We start from the raw sequence: 15,615 nt of genomic DNA, 5'->3' as shown, positions 1-15,615 counted from the left end.
TCAACTACAACACCTTAACATATTTTTTATATCTTTAACAGAAAGAGAGAAAATATGCTAGTAAAAGTTTATGGAAGCGCTGTTTTTGGTATAGAAGCTACTACAATTACTGTTGAAGTAAATATTGATAAAGGAATAGGTTATCATTTGGTAGGATTACCTGATAAAGCGGTAAGTGAAAGTTCGTACAGAATCTCGGCTGCTTTAGCCAATAACAACTATAAACTTCCTGGTAAAAAAATCATAATCAATATGGCTCCTGCTGATATTCGAAAAGAAGGTGCCGCTTATGATTTAACCTTAGCTGTTGGGATTTTAGCCGCTTCTAATCAAATCCAATCTGAAAACATAGGAGACTATATAATTATGGGAGAACTTTCTTTAGACGGAAGTTTACAACCTATTAAAGGAGCATTACCTATAGCCATAAAAGCACGTGAAGAAGGCTTTAAATACTTAATTGTCAATTTTAATAGAAATTGATAATCTACATTAAAACTTAATAATTTACACTAAAATTTAATAATAGTATTACTTTGAATTATAGCATAGAAGATAAAGTCCTTCCTAACATAAAGAAAAACACATTTTGGATTATTACGTGGATTGAAACTAATATATATTATAAAGGTCAAAAAAGATTAGGAGTATATTTAAGAAACTTTAAATCTTCTACCTTAATCATAGATAATATTTTAGAAAAAAAAGCTTATATTGAACTACCTGGTGAATGGTTAAATAAAATTCATATTGGATATGCTTTCAATTCTAGAGGAGAGTCCATTATGGGATCAGAAATTTTTCTTAAGAAATATAAATATACCTATAGTCATTTATCACAAGAAAGCTATGATTCAAACAATGATCGATATTTATCGATGCAATTGTTAAGTGATTTTGGATACCCTATCCCTTTAAAAAAACTAAATGGATTTAAATATTACCGGCTTTTATTAAACAACTTTTTAGTCATTGTTCCTGAGTATATACTTCTTCAACATTTCTATTTTCATGGTGTATCAAGTGATGTAGTTTTATCAATATTAGAAAATCGTTTTTATGATGACTTATTTATAAAAATTGATATAGAAAAAACAAATAAAACTAAACTTGGTCATATAATTTATAACAATGACGTATTAGAGGATTATGACACTAAAAAACTTAGTCTATTTCAATTTTTAAAAAACGGTTCAGGAAAGAATAGCATTAAAGAAATTGGAGCTAGTTCAAACATAGAAAGAACAAATTATTTTAGAGCTTGTCTTCCTTTCGATTCAGAAATTACATTCTCACTTGAAGGAATCTATCTTAAAAAAAGTGATGGACTTGGGATTAATAATATATTTTTTGCCATGAAAGTATCTGAATTCAACATAACTGAAAAACACATGATTAATGTTGATAAGATTTTTATACACCCCAAAGTTGAAAAAAATAGTACTAAAAAAAGAAATGAAAAAGAAAAAAAGGCATATAGAGGTAAAGTTTTTAAAAGCTCTGTTCCTGATAATTCTCCAATTATAGACTCCCCTAAAAGCAATGCCCCTAAAGATGATAAAAAGTTAGATTCTTTTTTTAATTCCTTTGAAATTAATATTCCCATTGAAAAAACTAAAAGAAATGACCAAAAAAATCAATGGGTCAAAGAAAATATTGATATTATCACCTCTAATGAAACTTCTTACTCGACTAGCAGTGATACTTCTAATAATTCTAATTCAAAAGGAATAAATGCTAGCGAACAACAAACTAATGAAAATCTAGAGGATCTTAGAAGCTTTAATTCGTTTTATGATATTATTAATGAGTTAAATCATTTTAAGGACATAACTGGGAGTTATATATCGTTAGACTCAACAAACAAAAAAGAAAATTACTTAACGCTTAACAAAAAGAAAGTAAAATATTATTTATTTAAAATTAAAAAAGGTACAGACTACTTTTACTTGATTAAGTTCCCTCAAACTTATACAAAGTATATTGGTTTATTTTATGATTTCAATAAAAAAGAAATAAAAAAAGATTTGAACCTTGTTATCAAACAATGTAGTAGCAGAGGTTTAAATTTATGGCTCTTAAAACGACGAAAATCTTTGAGTAAAATAGGGATAGAACTTCACAACTTTACATGTGTTCTCCCAAATAATGAAATTCCTAAATTATATATATCAAGGAAGATCAAAGAATATATAGACAAACTTTAAGTTTTAAGTATATCGTATATGAAGAATGGTAATCTATTATTGTCATCTCTCCAAAAATCCGTATAATTTATTCTATTTTCATTTACAAATTTTTTAAAATTTACAGGAAAATCTTTTAATAAAAAATATGCTTCATATAATAAAACCCTCCTAGCTTTAATATCACAGTAATCAAATTCTCTATGACTTACTTCATTTAAACCAAAGCTTTCATACTTATCCCTAAAATAAGAACTAAATTTATTCCAAATTAAACTGTTTGCTCCTAAAAGATTACACAATCTAAAAAGCACAAAAAAATATGAAAATGAGTAGTTTGATATATTATTATAACCTTGATAAAGAGTTTTATTAATACATTTTTGGTATTGAATATATTTTATGTTTGGAGATAACACTGGTGACATTGATAAATCATACAAACAATTATAGCAGTTAGTTATCTCATTATCTAGTAATTCACTTTTATTTTTTATATCTAACCTATGAAAAACAATAGGCTTATTACACTTTGGACAAGAATCTTGTAAAAAAGAATTACATTTTAAACACACTATAGAAGAAGATAGTCTCCACTCTTTTTTAAAGTATTTTCTTTCTTTCAGACACCTCGGGCAAAACAATAACCCTTTTCTTTTTCTATACCTATGATAAATCCCTAGTGGTAATATTCCTTTACTTTTTCCTGAAGTATTAACTTTTTCAAAAAGATAACCTTCATAAGAATTTAAAAAAAGAGATTTAATTCTTTTTTCATTTAAAGGAGTATGAAGAACAAGCTTCTTAATCAATTTTTTTGAGTAGTACATATCACTATCTCTATTCCAAATAGGAATAGCCCCCAACTTCTCTTTACTGAATGAATATGTTTTTATTTTATGATTTCCAGCAAGCCTAAAAAACCAACTAGAAAACAATTCATCTTGATAAGGAGGGATATACCCAGGCCAAATTTCTTTTGATAATGATTTTATGTAGACCATGTGTGAATGTTTTATCGTCTAACATCAATAATAAATCATATTAATAAACTCATAACATTAGAATACCAATTCCTTTTTTCTATACTTATCAGTAATTTCAGTTGTAAGAAATCTAAAATTTAGAACCCTTTTTGGGTTAATATAATAAATTTTTGCTTAGTTCCTGGTTCAGAATATGGGGACTCTAAAGCCTTTTCTTCTACTTTAATTTCCGTTAAGGGAATAGATAAAAAAGAACCATTTTTATCAATGTTTAATGAAACAAATAAACCTTTCGGCATTTTTTCTAACTCTTCTATTAATTTTTGTACAGTTGTCATAATTAAATATTTATTTTTAAAATATTAACACCATCGGACCAAATTCCACAAAGTTTAAACTTTTGATTTACAGAACATGCTATGGCTAATTCTAACTTATTTTCTTTATCTAAATAGTCTTTTATAAAGTCTTGAAAGTCTTTTTCTCTTTTTGGAACTATAGTCACTTTATAAACAATCCCTTTTTCCTCTATAACATTTCCTACAATGTTTTTTCTTTTCTTTATTTCTTCTAAAGTCATTTTATTCTGTTTTACTAATTTTTATTTTATAATCTTATTTCTAAGTAAGAATGTTGTTAAGCCTTGCCTACTCTTTACATTGAATTTTTTAAACATTGCTCCTCTATAGCCATCAATCGTTTTTTCACTTAAATACATTTTATCAGCTATTTGGCTATAAGTAAGATCAGTTGGCACATAATTTAAAAATTCTCGTTCACGCTCGGAAACACCAGCTAAAAGCCCTACTTTTATGTAACCAGAGCTATCAATATTACCTATATTATTCGCCATAATTTCCGCAGCGAAATTTGGAAAGAAATTATTCCCTGAAATAACCGTTTCTAGTGCATTATGCATATCTTCTACTTCAAGGTCTTTAGATAAATAACCATTAACCCCTTCACGTATCATTTTGATAACAGCTTCTTCATTCTCAAACATAGTTACAACTATTATCTTCATTTCTTTATAGTTTTGCTTCACCCAAGAAACTGTATCATACCCGTCCATTTCAGGCATATCTATATCTAAAAAAACAATATCCGGCACCCCTACTAGTCTTAGTTTTTGTTGTAAATCCACTCCATTCTCTGCTTCAAATAATATTTGATATCTATTATCTTGATTTCTCAGATTTATTAGCTTTTCCAACCCTTTTCTAAAAAGATTATGATCATCAACAATAGATATTTTTACTTTCGGGTAATTTTCTTCTTTAATTATCATTTTATGCTTATCTAGATATTAATAAAGAAACTTTAGTTCCATAATTTATTTTACTAACTATATTTACATTAGCATTTATAACTTTAGCTCTTTTTTCAATATTTAAAAGTCCTGTGCTACTATTTTTTTCTCTGTTTTTCTTAACCGAATCTATATCAAATCCAATACCATTATCTTCTATAGCTAATTTAATAGAATCGTTATCATAGTCTAAATTAACATTCATTTCACTTGCTTGTGCGTAACGTATAACGTTATTAATTACTTCCTGACAAAGACGAAATAAAATTATCTCTTTTTCTGGACCTAAACTAAAAGCATTCCCTTTAACATTAAAATTTACAGGGTACTTTATTGTTTTAGAGACTCTATTTAACTCATTTTTTAGAGCTTTCTCAAAACCTACTTTCATTATATAATCAGTATTTAAAGCTGTGCTAATGGATTTTAATTCAGATAAGAGTGATTTGGCTAGAGCCTTAGTTTCAATAACAATTTCCTTTTCTTCGGTTTTATGTAATAACTCTGATAAATTAATATTAATTAACGATGCTAATTGACCTATGTTAGAATGTAACTCCTTAGAAATATGATCTAATGTTTGCTCTTGAATTTGAATTTTAGAGTTTAATAAAATTTTATTAAATGACTCCTTTAATTCAAATACTTCCTGCTGATGTGAGTAACGTTTTCGTTGATATTTAAATAGAAAATATATAACTACTCCACAAAAAAACAAGAGCAAAACTGTTGACACTAATATTGTAAGCATTATTTCTGATTCTGATGTAAACATAAAAAGCCTATTAAATACATTGAATACATTACTATATTCAAAGTGTCGTTTATAAATAAAAAAGAGTTTAGATAAGAAGATGAAGTAGTTATTAATTTATTAAATAGAATAAAAAATGGAAGTGTTCCTGTATAGTATATAAATCCTCCTAAACAAATCCAAAATTCTGGTTTGATAGACAATTTAATAATCTTAGTTTCCTCCAATATTTGTTTAAAATAGGCAACAGATATAACTACTAAAATTATACTAGATAAAATAATAGTATAACTATTTACATAAAAAGGAGTTTGTACAAAAACATAGTTGAGTGTAAAAAACAATATAAATGGTATTATTGACCATTTTATCATTTGCTTTAACTGAGGAGTTTCTATTATGAAATATATAAAAAGCAAAGTAAAAACATGTCTAAAAGACAAAAAAGCGTTATAAATCCACAAATTAGACCGACTATAATTCCAATACTTCGTTTGATGAAGTTCCAATTTCCATGAAATAGCAAACAATTCAACTAAGATAGTCAGTAGTAAAAGGATTGAAAATAGTCTGAAATATATTTCTTTATTCCATATAAAGCTTCTAACGCTTACTATTGCGCTTAAAACCACAGGTACTAAATAGATATACTCATAATTAACCAACCCCTTCACTCTGACAATATACATAATAAATTAAATTTATCTTAAATTAATTTCCTTCCTCTATGTCTTCTTCACACCTTGGAGGGCAAGGTGAACCAAAATTAAAATCTCTTTTAATTACATTTGAATCAGAATCACTAGTAGATCGATCTGATTTCGAGCGCTCCTCAAAATCTAATTCTTCTTCAAGAAAAATATTTTCTCTTTTTTGAAACTCTCCTTCTTTTTTAACTCTTGTAACATTCATCACTAAACATAATTGTCCCTCAAAAGGGTGTTCTTTCTCATATGCTCCAAAGTGCAATCTAATTCCATCACCTCCTGCATGGTCTATTTCTTCTAACAACTTGGAAATGTGTTCTCTTGAATACCATACGCTTTGAGTATCTTTCTTACCTAACTGTTTACATAAAACAGGATACTTTTGTTGTTTAAAATTTTCTTTTCTTTCTTCGGTAACCCTTTTCCCTATAAAAAAGAAAGGTAGTTTCTTAAGTGAGTCTTTCATCTAATATGTTTTTAATTAAATTAATAGCAAGCCCTCTTGCCTGATTTTGATACAAAAAAAGTTTAAAAAACACACATAAAATAACCCACAACTAAAATCTATGAATAATCCTTTTTCTTAAATAGGAGATCTCCTATTTCTAATAGGTTTTTACCAAAAAGCAATTAGTGAATCTTTGTAACAATAATTTAAAAAAATATAAAATGGCAAATCCAAGAGCATTTATCAGTTTCGATTTTGACCATAATAAATCCTACAGAGATTTATTTGTTGGTCAAATAAAAAACAGTAAAACTCCATTTGAAATTCAGGACTGGTCTTCTAAAACACGACTACCTCAAAAAGATTGGGAAAAACTCATTAATCAGAAAATTAACAAATGTAATATGTTAATTGTACTTGTTGGTAAAAATACACATATGGCTACGGGAGTAAAAAAGGAAATTTTATTTTCTCATAATAATAATGTCCCTGTTTTTGGCGTGTACATAGATGGAGCAAACTCAACCACAAAAATTCCTTCTTTCTTACAAAGAAACAGAACAATTAGTTGGAATTGGGACAAAATATCTGCAGCTATTAATCAATGTATGACGGAAGGTAAAAACAAGTAGAATTATGGGACTTTATACAAGTAATTACTTAAAGAATCTAGCTTATAACAAAAAAATGGTTCTTAATGAAGAGCTAAGGTTTTTTTCAGCTAAAGCTATTAACAAAGCGGAAAAATTTGATATTTTTTTATCTCACAGCTTTTTAGATAAAGATGAAGTACTTGGTATATATCATGAATTAAAAAATAAAGGTTACAAAGTATATGTCGATTGGATTGTAGACAGTCATTTAGACAGAAATAAAGTAACAAGAGAAAGTGCTGAACTAATTAGATGTAGACTTAAACATTCTAAATCCTTATTACTTGCAATCTCTTCAAAGGTAGCTATGTCAAAATGGATTCCATGGGAGTTAGGTTATGTAGACGGCAATACAAATAAGTGTGCCATCTTTCCTGTTGCAAAAGGGGCTTATAATGAAAATACTTTTAATCGCTCAGAATACTTAATGTTGTATCCATATATTAAGGAAGCATCATTAAATGGCTTACACAATCGCATTTATGCTGTGGAGTCTTCAAATACTTATGTTGAATTTGATCGTTGGGTCAAATATGATAAAAAGCCTGAATATAATTTTGCAAATATTGATATATTATGATTAGAAAAGCACTAATTGTTGGTGTGGATTTTTATGAAAAAGCTCCACAACTATACGGATGTGTAAATGATGCTCATTCAATAGAAGCTGTATTAGAAAGAGATAGTGATGGGACTAAAAATTTTCAAACCAAACTAATAACTGTCAATGGACCTGACTCTAAGTTGACTAGGAAAGATCTGAAAGATAATATTAAAGAATTATTTCATGGTAATCCCAGTGCTGCTCTTTTCTATTTTGCTGGTCACGGGGGGTATGATAAAACTACAGGAGGTTATTTATTAACCTCAGAAAGTGAACATGGAGATTCTGGGGTTCCAATGTCTGAGTTATTAAACATAGCACATGAGTCTAAAGCACAAAACAAAATAATAATTTTAGATTGTTGTCATGCTGGTGCTGCTGGTGAGTTTTCTATTAACCAAGATTTAACTATGTTATCTGATGGTATGACTATTTTAACAGCTACAAGTGCTGATCAATATGCTAAAGAAAAAAATGGGACTGGGGTGTTCACAAATCTATTAGTTGATGCTTTATATGGAAGCGCAGCTAATTTACTTGGGCAAGTAACTCTAGGAAGTGCATATGCACATATAGATCAAGGAATTGGTGATTGGGGACAAAGACCTATTTTCAGAACTAATGTTAAAAAGTTCATGCCTCTTAGAGTTGCTAACGCACCAATTCCATTGTCTGATCTTAAAATGTTAACAAATTTATTTCCTAAAAAAGGGGAAGATTATCAACTTGACCCAACCTATGAACCTGAACGTAATTCAGAACAAAAATCTCTCTATCCTGATCCAATAGAAGAAAACACTTTGAAATTTGAAATACTACAAAAGTATAATCGCGTTAATCTAGTCGTCCCTGTAGATGCTCCTCATATGTGGCATGCTGCAATGTGCTCGAAATCTTGCAAGCTTACAGCTTTAGGAGAACGTTATTGGGATTTAGTTAAAAATAGATACATATAGCTCTATGAGTCAAAATAATAAGTCTCCAATTAATACGACTGCATTTATTTTAGGAGCCCTTGCAATAGGAACTATCATATACGATATTTTTAAGCCTTCAACTGCTAAATCAAAAATAAAGCATAGAGGTAAAGCAAGAGTATTTATCAGCTTTGCTAAAGATGATGAAATCTACAGAGATTATTTAGTAAAACAAGCTAAAAGTAATCGTTCACCTTTCAGTTTCTTTGATATGTCAGTGAAAAAACCTTGGCCTGAAGATATTTGGAAAAAGAAATGTAGAACCAAAATAAAAGGATGTGATGGGGTTATAGTTCTTTTAAGTGGGAAAACATGGAATTCTTCTGGTGCTCGTTGGGAAATTAAATGTGCTAAAGAGGAAAATATTCCAGTAGTTGGAATGCATATCTTCAAAAATAACATTAAATCAATTATTCCTGAATTAGAAAATGCAAAAGTTATTCCTTGGGATTGGAAGGAACTAGAAAATATAATTAGTAAATTTTAAAATTTTGATGGGTTCAGAACAATACATAAATGAAAGACTAAATAACCAAATTGATTGGCACGACAAAAAAAGTTACCATAATAAAAAACTTTTTTACACATTTCATGTTTTAGAGGTTTTTCTTGCTTTATTAATTCCTTTTTTAAACAGCATAACAGATGAGAAATCCTTATGGTCATATAAAATAATCAGCTTTATAAGTTTAACTATTGCCATAATATCAACTATACTTTCATTATCAAAATTTCAAACTAATTGGGTTCAATATAGGTTAATATCAGAGACCTTGAAATCTGAAAAATTTTTATACCTAACTAAATCTCCTCCTTATAACCAAGGTGAAGCATATAACACTTTAGTTAAGCGAATAGAGGGAATTATTTTAAAGGAAAATTCCAAATGGTTCAGTTCACAAAGTTTTAAACAAAAAAAGAATCTTAAACTATAAAAAATGATTAAAATCAAATCAATAAAACCAGGCCCAAAACCTAAAAAAAGAGATAATACACCAGATAGGAGGAGAAGAGTTACACCTCCAAACAAACCTAAGCACCCTGACTTAAAACCTCACATACATAAACCTGGAGATTAACTATTTATAAATAATTTTCATTTTGATACTACTAAAAATCAAAATGAAAATTATTTACAATATAAAATTATACAGATACAATAAACCTTTATTTTAAAGCACCTTATATGTTATAACCTATAAATAGCCTTTTTTCTATCAGAAGGAGATGTATAGTCTATACTATCTATAATGTTTTTTGTTATTTTTTCTACACCTGTCTCTATAGCTAAAATTGCACTTAATTCCAAAACTTTAGATATTTCTCCTATTAATCCCTCACTTTTTGCTAATATTTTCTTTGCCATTGAAGTTTCGTATAAAAAAGACTCTTCTTTAAGAGGCATCACTCTTTCAAAGCTTGCTAAAAGCCTTAAATAATCTTCATTAAAATTCCATTTTGAAAGAACTTTTGGTTCAAACCTATTAGCTAATTGATTATCTGTTTGAATTGCATTAAAAGCATCTCTTGTTCCTGAAAAAACTAATGATATTTCAAGTTCATTAGACATATGCCTAATAGCATTTAAAAACATTCTCTGTTTACTTATTGTTCCTGCCAATACATGATGGATTTCATCAATAATAAGGAGTCTTATATTTAGCTTCTTAATTAAGTGAAACGTCCTTCTTTGTCTTGGTTCTATTTTTTCCGAAGACTTATATGGTGCAAACATAGCCTCTAGTATAGCACTATAAAACCTCTTTATATCAGGCTCTGGTGGGGCTTGAACATATAAAACTGGCACAAACAACTCTCCTGTTTCTTCATCTGAATATGGTTGGTTTTTGCTAAGGTATTTCTTTAAAAGAGCTGTCTTTCCATTATTTGAATTTCCAACTAATAAAACATTTGGCATCCTGTGAGTCATAGGATAATCTCGTAATTCATCTAACTTTTTTATTATAGACTTAGCAATAGGATATCCTATCCATTTAGGTTTCCTAGTATATAATAAACGTTCTTTATCAGAAGCTTCTTTTACAAACTCAGATGTACTTTTAATTAAATGTTTCATCTTCTATATCTTCAAAAGGTTCTATTCTTTTTGTTATTTCAACTTTTTCACCCTTCTTCCCAACTCTCTTTTTTATTTCAGGTTCTATTTTACTTTTCAATTGCTTTTTTATTATTCGATGAGTATTCTTTCTCAAGCTTTTAGTACTTTTTATTGAATTTAACTCAATCTCTTCCATTTCTTTATATCCATTAAATATTGATTCTTCATCTATTTTTACGGCATTATCTTTAAGTTTTTTAATAACACTTCTATACTCCCAAATACTAATGGCTGGCTTAGAAGTATCTCTATACGGAATTTCAAAATAATCATTCAACTCAGGATCATAAAAATAAATAACACTAATATCCCTAGGGTCCCTTTTAAAAATAAACTTTCTTTTTTTTACATATGGGTCTGTTAATGATTTTGCATTAATATACCTTCTCAACACTTCATCATAGTATGTAATATGATCTATTAAAACACCATATTCTTGCACTGTTCTTTCAATCATTGGCATAAAATCTAATTGAACTCTTCTTTCATCAAAGATTCTTGGAGGCATTCCTGTTCCTGGACTTTTAGACGACCCTAATATCCCTTCTTTGAACTTTTCCAAGGGTGACATATTAATGGACGAATGAAGTCTTTTATGGTATACTTTTGTTATATATATAGTTAACCATTTCTCTAGCTCGTTTAATGTGAAAGATGATTTTTTCTTAGAGTCATAATTCTCTCTGTCGGAAACTTTAGAAAAAGTGGTACCAGGCAAATCATGAATCTCTTCTGATATCGTTTTCAGCGCCCTTTCTACATGTCCTCCCCAGTTAGGAGTTCCAGGAGGGCGGTACTCTATTGATATTCCATAATTCTGGCATGCTCTTCTCAATGTTTTTCCTCTAAACTCTTTTGCATTATCTAAATGAATTGTTTTCATAACTCCCCAACATGGCCATTGTTCATTTACTCCAGTTTTTTCCATCCAAATATCCTTTGGAAGTATAGCATGAGATATACATAAACCTGTTCCTATTTCACCAGGGGGGTCAAAAGACAAATAAAAACCAAGTATCATTCTACTAAACACATCTACAGCTAAAGTAATGTAAGGTCTTTCAAATGGATTTCTTAAATGTTCATCAACTAATATAATATCCAATAAAGTATGATCAATTTGCACTACTGATAAGGGGAAGTCTGCTCCTGGAAAGTTTCCTTTAATTGGATGATATTTATCTCTAGCTTTCGAAAACCCATATCTTCTTCTTAGTTTTTCTTCTTCGGATAGATTTTTTATTCTATTTCTAACAGTGTTTTCATGTGGAGGCTCTATTTTTAACTTCAAACAATCTTTCACTATTTCCCTCATCAATCTTTTAATAGATCTTTTTGAAGGTGTTAAATAAACACTTTCTATCTTTGAATTAATAATATCTTCAAGTGACTTACTTAATCTTCCTTTAAACTTCCCATTTAAATTTCTTTTCCTAGCTAAAGAAGAAATCAATCCTGAATCATCATATAATTTTAACCATCTATATATAGTAGTATAGTGTACTGAAGACTGTTTTGCTATCCTACTTACTTCCTTTAGTGTTCTTTTTGTATTAATTAAAGGCTCTATAATTTTATACCTTCTATTTGCCAGCGCCCACTCCTTTTCCGATAATATGTCTGAGCCTAAATCTCTTTTAAGAATAACTTCTTCTGAAAAAACTTTTAATTCTGATATATCTACAGTATAGATAATATTCTCTTTCAAAATCTTAATGGAAACCTTATTTAAGTCTATCACTTTTACTATCAAAGCTTCTTGATTCTTATACAATACTTTTTCTCCAACGTTAATAACTAATCTATCCATAAAATGGTGTTCATATTTATTAATTTATTCATATTACACGAAACATAACCTGATGACAACAAAAACCATGTCAAATACAACAATTCAGCTTTCTTAAAATCATCTTTTGTTAGCTCCATTATTTGATTTGGTGTTACTTTTTCTTTTTCTTCAAATAAATATAGAATTAAATCTATATCTGTCCAGTTAATTACACTATTATTAAACCTATATTTCCACAGAAATTTACAGTTTTTTAAATACTCTGTTCTGATTTCATTTTCAGTTACAACTTCAAACTTTAAATTATTTTCAAAACAAAATTTTCTTGCTGCTTCAAACTTACATTTAAGGATGTCTCTTTTTTCAAATAACTCTTTTTGATATTTTACTTCGACAACCCTTCCGTTAATCTCAGAGTCTAATTCTTGGACAAAAAAATCAGGTATGTACTTTCTTCCTCTTTTTCCTTCTTTGTAGTTAATTATCATAGGTTGTTCTAAATAACACTTAATGTTCGGTTGAAATTCCAATAAAATAGAATAATCACGTTCTAATGAAGACTCAAACTGTATTATTGAATTATTCTTTTGGCTTGTTATTTGACCTGACAATGAGAACTTTTTTAATTTAATTTCTCGCACTCTTCTTGAATTCATTATTAAATTCTGTTGTATTTTGCGAGTAATCAATTTCATATAAAGTATTATATTTGTATAAACTGTTGTTGAATTTACAAAAAAATACATTCATATTATCAATTACTCTTGGGTTTGACAGGCGGACAATATCCTCAACCTGGAGAAATCTCTTTAGCGCATAACGGAGTCCTTTTTTTAGATGAACTTCCCGAATTTAAACGAACAGTATTAGAAGTAATGCGTCAACCTCTAGAAGACAGAGAAGTTACTATTTCTAGAGCTCGTTTTACAGTAAACTATCCAAGTAGTTTTATGTTAGTGGCAAGCATGAACCCTAGTCCATCTGGATATTTTAATAACTCTGACGCTCCTATTACCTCCTCTCCTGCAGAAATGCAGCGTTATTTAAGCAAAATTTCTGGTCCGCTATTAGATCGAATAGATATTCATATAGAAGTAACTCCTGTACCTTTTGAAAAACTTTCTGAAGAACGTAAAGGAGAAAGTAGTGTAGATATTAGAAACCGTGTTACTAAAGCTCGAGAACTACAAACAGAACGATTTAAAAACTTTGACAACATTCATTACAACGCTCAAATGAACGTAAAACAAATACGTCAATTCTGTAAAATTTCAGAAGAAAGCAAACAACTTTTAAAAATAGCTATGGAGAAACTAAACCTTTCTGCTAGAGCCTATGACAGGATTTTAAAGGTATCTCGAACCATTGCAGATTTAGCAGATTCAAAAGATATTCAATCAGAGCATATTACTGAAGCTATTCAATACCGTAGTTTAGATAGAGAGGGCTGGTTAAACTAACATGAGAAAAAAAGAAGCATATTGTAAAATAATAGATGAAAACAATATACGAAGAAACCCTACTTGGTTCTTTAATGTTTTAATTGCTTTTGATCAATTAGGAAATGCTTTAGCTAAAGGAAACCCCGATAATACCATTTCTGCTCGTATTGGTTTTTTTATGCATCATGAAGAAGGTAATCCTTCTAACTTTTGGAAACTATTAGAAAATGTGGTTAACTTTACTTTTGAGCCAATAGATGGTATTGAACATTGTTTTGTAGCCTATTGCCATGATAAAAATGAGATCTATCAAAAAGCCGATTGGGTTTCTAAAATAATACTCTTCATTTTTGTCGTTATATTTTGCCTTTCCTTTCTCATTCTTATTATTCGTATAGTCGCTTTTCTTTTTCCTAAAGTAAAATACCAATACCAAAGAAATGGTGAAGTTATTTCACTTGAAATTATAAATACTATTAGAAAAGAGCATTGTGTGGACGATTAATATTTTTTTAACACTTGTTCTTTGAATAATATTTATAAATTTACACACCACTATAAAAAATTTTTATAAATGAAAAAATTTATCTATTCATCGCTTTTAGCGCTATCTATCGTTGCATGTAGCAAAGAATCAAAAGATTACGTTACTTTTTCTGGAAAAATAACAAATAAAAATTCAGATTCTGTTGTAATATCTAACCCTCAATTTAAATTCAACAGAGTAATAAAAGTTGATGAAAATGGTGTATTTAAAGATACTATGAATGTAAAAGATGGCTTTTACAGACTTTTTGATGGTAAAGAATATGCTACTTTATACTTAAAAAACGGGGCTGATATTAACATGACTCTTGATACTAATGAGTTTGATGAAACTATCACTTTTACAGGAGAAGGTTCTAAAGAAAGTGCTTTCATCGCTAAATCTTCTGTAGAGCAAGAAGCTTTATTTGGAGATAAAGAATTAATGGATTTACCAGAATTAGACTTTAGAGCTAAAGTTTCTGATTTTGTTGATGGATTTAACAAAAGAGTAGACGAAGCTGCTTTAGATTCTACTTTTGCTGCAAATCAAAAACAAAGTATTACTGGTTTAGAAAAATACTTAACTAAAGTATATAACGACAAACAGTACCTAGCAAAAAACTTGGCTAAAGGAATGGAATCTCCTAAGTTTGTAAATTACGAAAATCACAAAGGAGGTACTACATCTTTAGATGATTTAAAAGGTAAATATGTTTACATTGACATGTGGGCTACTTGGTGTCAACCTTGTAAAAATGAAATTCCTTTTTTAAAACAAGTTGAAGAAAAATTTCAAAACAAGAACATTGAATTTGTAAGTATTTCTGTTGATCAGAAAAAAGATTATGAAGCTTGGAGAAAAATGGTTGAAGAAAAAGAATTAGTAGGAGTACAATTATTTGCTGATAATAACTGGAATTCAAAATTTGTTCAAGATTATAAAGTTACAGGAATTCCTCGTTTTGTTTTGATTGATCCTCAAGGAAATATTGTAGATTCGGATGCTCCTAGACCTTCTAATCCTAAGTTAATTGAGTTATTTGAATCATTAAACATCTAAGTCTTAAAAGACATTTATAACTTAAAAAGCCTGCAAAATTTGCAGGCTTT

Annotated in this window: 18 protein-coding genes and 2 pseudogenes; 11 read left to right on the top strand and 9 right to left on the bottom strand. The window is 28.9% G+C overall.

All coding sequences use genetic code 11. From position 1 onward, the window contains the following. Positions 1–54 precede the first annotated feature (54 nt). A pseudogene (locus ACKTSU_RS01620) lies at positions 55–465 on the top strand (magnesium chelatase domain-containing protein); the annotation flags it as partial. 71 nt (positions 466–536) lie between these two features. Then, complete coding sequence (locus tag ACKTSU_RS01615; protein ID WP_408034634.1) at positions 537–2,207, top strand: hypothetical protein; 1,671 nt, start codon at positions 537–539, stop codon at positions 2,205–2,207. On the opposite strand, the gene ACKTSU_RS01610 is transcribed toward ACKTSU_RS01615, so the two are convergent. The 6 genes from ACKTSU_RS01610 to ACKTSU_RS01585 form a co-directional block, all read right to left on the bottom strand. After that, positions 2,204–3,190, bottom strand: a complete 987-nt coding sequence (locus tag ACKTSU_RS01610) for a TniQ family protein (protein ID WP_408034633.1) — start codon at positions 3,188–3,190, stop codon at positions 2,204–2,206. The two genes, ACKTSU_RS01615 and ACKTSU_RS01610, sit on opposite strands and share 4 nt — an antisense overlap. Positions 3,191–3,309: 119 nt before the next feature. Beyond that, positions 3,310–3,510 (bottom strand): hypothetical protein, encoded by a 201-nt coding sequence (locus tag ACKTSU_RS01605; RefSeq protein ID WP_408034632.1) that lies wholly within the window; start codon positions 3,508–3,510, stop codon positions 3,310–3,312. A 2-nt stretch (positions 3,511–3,512) separates the two neighbouring features. Beyond that, entirely contained in the window at positions 3,513–3,752 is a 240-nt protein-coding gene (locus ACKTSU_RS01600) for a hypothetical protein (protein ID WP_408034631.1), read from the bottom strand. A gap of 21 nt (positions 3,753–3,773) precedes the next feature. Beyond that, positions 3,774–4,460 (bottom strand): response regulator, encoded by a 687-nt coding sequence (locus ACKTSU_RS01595; RefSeq protein WP_408034630.1) that lies wholly within the window; start codon positions 4,458–4,460, stop codon positions 3,774–3,776. 7 nt (positions 4,461–4,467) lie between these two features. Next, on the bottom strand, positions 4,468–5,256 hold the full coding sequence (locus ACKTSU_RS01590) for a sensor histidine kinase (RefSeq protein WP_408034629.1): 789 nt from the start codon (positions 5,254–5,256) through the stop codon (positions 4,468–4,470). 690 nt (positions 5,257–5,946) lie between these two features. Continuing rightward, positions 5,947–6,408, bottom strand: coding sequence for a hypothetical protein (locus ACKTSU_RS01585; RefSeq protein WP_408034628.1), 462 nt, complete (start codon positions 6,406–6,408; stop codon positions 5,947–5,949). A 203-nt stretch (positions 6,409–6,611) separates the two neighbouring features. Here ACKTSU_RS01585 and ACKTSU_RS01580 point away from each other — a divergent pair, with 203 nt between their 5' ends. From ACKTSU_RS01580 to ACKTSU_RS01555, 6 genes are read left to right on the top strand one after another with little or no spacing between them, the layout of a single operon-like run. Then, complete coding sequence (locus ACKTSU_RS01580; protein ID WP_408034627.1) at positions 6,612–7,022, top strand: TIR domain-containing protein; 411 nt, start codon at positions 6,612–6,614, stop codon at positions 7,020–7,022. Between the two features lie 4 nt (positions 7,023–7,026). Continuing rightward, a complete protein-coding gene (locus tag ACKTSU_RS01575) occupies positions 7,027–7,623 on the top strand; it encodes a TIR domain-containing protein (RefSeq protein ID WP_408034626.1) in 597 nt (198 codons plus the stop codon). Then, positions 7,620–8,603, top strand: a complete 984-nt coding sequence (locus ACKTSU_RS01570; protein WP_408034625.1) for a caspase family protein — start codon at positions 7,620–7,622, stop codon at positions 8,601–8,603. Before ACKTSU_RS01575 ends, ACKTSU_RS01570 begins: the two co-directional genes overlap by 4 nt. Before the next feature lie 4 nt (positions 8,604–8,607). After that, positions 8,608–9,111 carry a TIR domain-containing protein gene (locus ACKTSU_RS01565; protein WP_408034624.1) on the top strand — a complete coding sequence of 168 codons (504 nt, stop codon included), beginning with the start codon at positions 8,608–8,610 and terminating at the stop codon, positions 9,109–9,111. Positions 9,112–9,118: 7 nt separating this feature from the next. Next, positions 9,119–9,559 (top strand): DUF4231 domain-containing protein, encoded by a 441-nt coding sequence (locus tag ACKTSU_RS01560; RefSeq protein ID WP_408034623.1) that lies wholly within the window; start codon positions 9,119–9,121, stop codon positions 9,557–9,559. Positions 9,560–9,562: 3 nt separating this feature from the next. Next, on the top strand, positions 9,563–9,703 hold the full coding sequence (locus tag ACKTSU_RS01555; RefSeq protein WP_408034622.1) for a hypothetical protein: 141 nt from the start codon (positions 9,563–9,565) through the stop codon (positions 9,701–9,703). 110 nt (positions 9,704–9,813) lie between these two features. Here the strand turns inward: ACKTSU_RS01555 and ACKTSU_RS01550 are convergent, their stop codons facing one another. From ACKTSU_RS01550 to ACKTSU_RS01540, 3 genes are read right to left on the bottom strand one after another with little or no spacing between them, the layout of a single operon-like run. Beyond that, positions 9,814–10,701: a TniB family NTP-binding protein gene (locus tag ACKTSU_RS01550; RefSeq protein WP_408034621.1), complete on the bottom strand. Its 888-nt coding sequence runs from the start codon at positions 10,699–10,701 to the stop codon at positions 9,814–9,816. Continuing rightward, on the bottom strand, positions 10,685–12,553 hold the full coding sequence (locus ACKTSU_RS01545) for a Mu transposase C-terminal domain-containing protein (RefSeq protein WP_408034620.1): 1,869 nt from the start codon (positions 12,551–12,553) through the stop codon (positions 10,685–10,687). Before ACKTSU_RS01545 ends, ACKTSU_RS01550 begins: the two co-directional genes overlap by 17 nt. Beyond that, a complete protein-coding gene (locus ACKTSU_RS01540) occupies positions 12,541–13,191 on the bottom strand; it encodes a TnsA endonuclease N-terminal domain-containing protein (RefSeq protein WP_408034619.1) in 651 nt (216 codons plus the stop codon). The genes ACKTSU_RS01545 and ACKTSU_RS01540 overlap by 13 nt, the downstream gene beginning before the upstream one ends. A 120-nt stretch (positions 13,192–13,311) precedes the next feature. Between ACKTSU_RS01540 and ACKTSU_RS01535 the strand changes: the two are divergent. From ACKTSU_RS01535 to ACKTSU_RS01525, 3 genes and pseudogenes are all read left to right on the top strand, one after another. Continuing rightward, positions 13,312–13,995, top strand: a pseudogene (locus tag ACKTSU_RS01535) (YifB family Mg chelatase-like AAA ATPase); the annotation flags it as partial. 1 nt (position 13,996) lies between these two features. Continuing rightward, positions 13,997–14,482 carry a hypothetical protein gene (locus tag ACKTSU_RS01530; RefSeq protein WP_408034618.1) on the top strand — a complete coding sequence of 162 codons (486 nt, stop codon included), beginning with the start codon at positions 13,997–13,999 and terminating at the stop codon, positions 14,480–14,482. 69 nt (positions 14,483–14,551) lie between these two features. Beyond that, positions 14,552–15,565 carry a TlpA family protein disulfide reductase gene (locus tag ACKTSU_RS01525; protein WP_408034617.1) on the top strand — a complete coding sequence of 338 codons (1,014 nt, stop codon included), beginning with the start codon at positions 14,552–14,554 and terminating at the stop codon, positions 15,563–15,565. Positions 15,566–15,615: the final 50 nt, after the last annotated feature.

The organism is Tenacibaculum aestuarii, assembly GCF_964510395.1.
Lineage (GTDB): Bacteria > Bacteroidota > Bacteroidia > Flavobacteriales > Flavobacteriaceae > Polaribacter > Polaribacter aestuarii.
Note: the sequence above shows the minus strand (reverse complement) of the source record. Positions and strands in the feature narration are given on the sequence as shown.